Origin of the sequence: Aeromicrobium sp. (genome assembly GCF_049586495.1) — a bacterium.
Taxonomy (GTDB): Bacteria; Actinomycetota; Actinomycetes; order Propionibacteriales; family Nocardioidaceae; genus Aeromicrobium.
The window spans coordinates 1-4095 of the sequence record NZ_JBAVCB010000047.1 but is presented as its reverse complement, the minus strand read 5'-3'; the positions used below and the strand labels follow the sequence as shown (position 1 = coordinate 4095).

The following is a 4095-nucleotide window of genomic DNA, read 5'->3' as shown; positions in this document are numbered from 1 at the left end:
TGCATGTCCACCGCGTCGATGCCGCCCTGCGTCAGCTGGCGCGCCAGCCGGGTGGCTCCGCGACGGGTGCGGGTGAACACGATGCTGCGCGGATTGGCACTCAACAGCGCGTGGGCCGCGCGAGTCTTCTCGGTGGCCTCGCTGACCAGCACGTGGTGCTCCATGGTGTCGACCTGGTCCTCGAGCTGATCGACCTCGAACAGGCTGTGCTGCGGCAGGTGCCGCTGGACCAGCTTGTTGACGTCGCCGTCGAGCGTGGCCGACAGCAGCAGACGCTGGCTGGACTGAGGAGTTTTGGACAGCAGGGCGTCGATCGGCTTGTAGAAGCCCAGATCGCACAGGTGGTCCGCCTCGTCGAGCACCGTGATCTCGATGTCAGCCAAGGTGATGCAGCGGCGGTCGATCAGGTCGGTCAGGCGTCCCGGTGTCGCGATGACGATGTCGACGCCGTTCTTCAACGCGTTGATCTGCTTGTTGATCGGCACGCCGCCGTACACCGTCGTGTGCTTGAGGTCCAGCTTCTGCGCGAGCGGCAGCAGGGCGGTGTGCACCTGGATGGCCAGCTCGCGGGTCGGCAGCAAGATCAGCGCGCGAGGCGCCTTGGGGCGGCTGGTGCGGCCCGCAAGGCGTGCGAGCACCGGCAGGCCGAAGGCCAGGGTCTTTCCCGATCCGGTGCGGGCGCGGCCGAGGACGTTGCGACCGTCGAGGGCGTCGGGGATGACGGCCATCTGGATGGGGCTGGGGGTGACGATCTGCTGCTGCGCGAGCTTGCGCACCAGGCCGTCAGGCAGGTTGAAGGAGGAGAAGGTGGGCAGCGTGGTGTCGTGGGACATGGGGCTGCCAGCAGGCTGGTTCACACAGGACTCTCAGACGATTCGGGAGGGATGCCCGAAGATCCAGTCAGTGCGGAATCGCACGACGAGTCGGGCCGGAACAGCGCTGAACTGCGCGTTCACGTATGCACAAACATAGCAGTACGTGGTCTGGGGCGACGAATTCAGGGGCGCGGTACGACTGTGCGTTGGGTCACGGCCGCGTGTTCGCGTCAGACGCTGGTGAAGGCCTGCACGGCCGAGGTGAAGAAGGTCAGGCCGTCGGTCCCCGGACCGCACAGGTCCTCGACCGCGTGCTCCGGGTGAGGCATCAGGCCGACCACGTTGCCCCGCTCGTTCGTGATGCCCGCGATGTCGCGCATCGATCCGTTGGGGTTGCCGTCGACGTAGCGGAAGACCACGTTGCCCTCGCCCTCGAGCCGGTCGAGCGTCCCCTCGTCAGCGACGAAGCCGCCCTCGCCGTTCTTGAGCGGGATGGTGATCTGCTGGTCGAGCTCGAACGCCGAGGTCCATGGCGTCGAGGTGTTCTCGACGATGAGCTCCTGGTCGCGGCAGACGAACTGGCGGTGGTCGTTGCGGATCAGGGCGCCGGGCAGCAAGTGCGACTCGCACAGGATCTGGAAGCCGTTGCAGATGCCGAGCACCGGCATGCCACCGTTCGCCGCCTCGACGACCTCGGTCATGACAGGGGAGAACCGGGCGATGGCGCCGCACCTCAGGTAGTCGCCGTAGGAGAAGCCGCCGGGCAAGATGACCGCGTCGACGCCGCGCAGGTCGTGGTCGCCGTGCCACAGCCGGACGGCCTCGCCGCCGCCCAGACGCACGGCGCGCTGTGCGTCAGTGTCGTCCAGGGATCCGGGGAAGGTGACGACGCCGATCTTCACGCTTCCACCCGCACCGTGTAGTCCTCGATCACCGGGTTCGACAGCAGCGTCTCGGCGATCTGGTGCACCTCGGCGAGGGTCTTCTCGTCGGCCTCATCGACCTCCAGCTCGAAGCGCTTTCCCTGGCGGACGTCGACGACACCGTCGAAACCGAGCCGTGGCAACGCGCCGTGGACGGCCTTGCCCTGGGGGTCGAGAATCTCCGGCTTGGGCATGACATCGACGATGACGCGGGCCACGGGCGCTCCTCCTGGTGGTCGGTCCCGCCAGTCTATCGGCCCCGCGCAGGTACCCGATCGACGCGTGGCCTGCCGAACGCCCACTCCCCCGCTAGCCTCGGAGTGACGAACTGAGGGGAGGATCGCGCGTGGCTCGACGGTGGCTGGACGAATCTTTCCTTGGGCGTTCTCTCTGGCACATCGTGCCGCGCGATCATCAGCAGAGCGACTCGTCGCTGCGACGCCGCCAGATCACCACGGTGGTCGTGGTGATCGTCGGCGCGATCGTTCTGGGCATTTCGATACGCATCGAGCCAGGAAGTCCGTGGTTCTACCCGTCCTCGGTGGCGTTGGCTGCCGTGTGGGCCGTCGGGGCGTTCGCGTCTGGGCCACTGCACCTCGGGCGTATCGCGTCCATCACCGGAGACGACCATCGTCGGCCGGTGATCCAGCCGATCTTGCTGGGGTTGGCGATGGCCGGGGTGTTCGTCGCCGGGGCGTTGATCGTGCGGCAGATCGAGCCGCTCGCCGCGCAGGTCGGCAACGTCCTCAAATTCGCCACCGAAGGTTCCCTCCCGATCCTCGCCGTGATCACGATCTTGAACGGCATCGCCGAGGAGCTGTTCTTCCGCGGCGCGGCGTACGCCGCCATCACCCGACGCCCGGTGCTGTGGACGACCGTGGCCTACACGGTGGCGACAGCAGCGACCGGCAACATCATGCTGTCGTTCGCTGCCGCCCTGCTCGGCGTCGTGGTCGGGCTCCAGCGGCGGGCCTCAGGCGGCATCCTCGCCCCGATTCTCACGCACTGCACGTGGTCGATGGCGATGCTGCTGCTGCTACCGGTGATCTTCGGCCTACGCTGACGACGTGTCGGCCGCGGCGTCATCGAGGGCGCGCCGGACCGATTGCCGGTAGGTGAGGACGTCGCGCGGCACCAGGTCGTCGATCGAGTGGTCGTCCACGACGACCTCGGTCGACATCGAGTCGATCAAGTTCTTGGCGGTGGTGGTGTCGACATCGGTCACCAGGGCGATCCAGCGCGACGACAGGCCCGGCGTCAGCACCGGCACGGTCTTGATCGGCAACCGGCGTCCGTGCATCTCCTCGGCGGCCTGCTGCATCATCTCCAGGTACGTGACACGGTCGGCGCCACCGATCTCGAACGTCCGTCCCAAGGCCTCGTCGTTGTCGACCACACCGGCCAGATAGGCGACGGCGTCGCCGATGCCGATGGGCTGCGTCGGCGTGACGGCCCAGCGAGGCACGACCATCATGGGCAGATTCTTGACCAGCTGGCGCGTGAGCTCCCAGGAGATGCCGCCGTGCCCGACGACCACGGCGGCCCGCATGGCGGTGACCGGGACGCCCGCCTCACCCAGAATGTGTTCGACCTCGCGTCGCGAGCGCAGGTGCGCCGAGAGGTCCTGATCGTCCGAGCCGAGTCCGCCGAGGTAGACGATCTGCTTCACGCCACACGCTGCCGCCGCCAGGCCGAACGCACGAGCGGCTTTGGCGTCCTTGCTCTCGAAGTCGTTGTCATCCAGCGAGTGGATCAGATACACGGCGACGTCGATGCCCTCCAGCGCCGGGGCGAGCGTGCCCGCCTCGTGCACGTCTCCCTGCACGGGTTGACCCGGCCCGTCGTAGGCGTCGGGGCGTCGGGTCATCGCGCGGACGTCGTGCCCGTCCTCGAGGAGGGCCGGCACGAGCCGGCCGCCGATGAAGCCTGTCGCACCTGTGACCAAAACTTTCGCCATGCCGTCCACCATAGGCGGGCGTGGAGGCCAGCGCTTGCAGCGCTGCTCAGGCCAGCTCGCGCTTGAGGATCTTCCCGGTCGACGTCATCGGCAGCTCATCGAGGAACTGCACGGTTCGCGGGTACTTGTACGCCGCGAACTGCTCCTTGCCCCAGGCGACCAGATCATCTTCGGAGACGTCGTCGTGATCCTTGTTCTTCACCACGAATGCCTTGATCTCCTCGCCGTGCGACTCGTGCGGCACGCCAATGACCGCGACCAGCGACACCGCCGGGTGGGACATCAGCACCTCCTCGAGCTCGCGCGGGTAGACGTTGAAGCCGCCGCGGATGATCATGTCCTTGGACCGGTCGACGATGTAGTAGAAGCCGTCCTCGTCCTTCTTGGCCAGGTCGCCGGA

6 protein-coding genes are annotated in these 4095 nt (G+C 67.3%); 1 reads left to right on the top strand and 5 read right to left on the bottom strand.

Annotated elements, in window-relative coordinates:
• The 3 genes from WB508_RS02550 to purS all read right to left on the bottom strand — a co-directional run.
• Positions 1-833 (bottom strand): DEAD/DEAH box helicase (locus WB508_RS02550; protein ID WP_423843308.1); only part of this gene is annotated, 833 nt, incomplete at its 3' end.
• Positions 834-1045: 212 nt separating this feature from the next.
• On the bottom strand, positions 1046-1717 hold the full coding sequence (purQ, locus tag WB508_RS02545; RefSeq protein ID WP_423843307.1) for a phosphoribosylformylglycinamidine synthase subunit PurQ: 672 nt from the start codon (positions 1715-1717) through the stop codon (positions 1046-1048).
• Positions 1714-1956, bottom strand: a complete 243-nt coding sequence (gene purS, locus WB508_RS02540) for a phosphoribosylformylglycinamidine synthase subunit PurS (RefSeq protein ID WP_423843306.1) — start codon at positions 1954-1956, stop codon at positions 1714-1716. The genes purQ and purS overlap by 4 nt, the downstream gene beginning before the upstream one ends.
• Positions 1957-2084: 128 nt before the next feature.
• On the opposite strand from purS, the gene WB508_RS02535 reads away from it, so the two are divergent.
• Entirely contained in the window at positions 2085-2801 is a 717-nt protein-coding gene (locus WB508_RS02535) for a lysostaphin resistance A-like protein (protein WP_423843305.1), read from the top strand.
• On the opposite strand, the gene WB508_RS02530 is transcribed toward WB508_RS02535, so the two are convergent.
• Complete coding sequence (locus tag WB508_RS02530; RefSeq protein WP_423843304.1) at positions 2793-3695, bottom strand: NAD(P)H-binding protein; 903 nt, start codon at positions 3693-3695, stop codon at positions 2793-2795. The two genes, WB508_RS02535 and WB508_RS02530, sit on opposite strands and share 9 nt — an antisense overlap.
• A gap of 46 nt (positions 3696-3741) precedes the next feature.
• On the bottom strand, positions 3742-4095 hold a 354-nt coding region (locus WB508_RS02525), incomplete at its 5' end, for an AMP-binding enzyme (RefSeq protein WP_423843303.1).

Coding starts and splice junctions, on each gene's coding strand:
- WB508_RS02530 (WP_423843304.1), bottom strand. CDS start 3,695: ATGGCGAAAGTTTTGGTCACAGGTGCGACAGGCTTCATCGGCGGCCGG.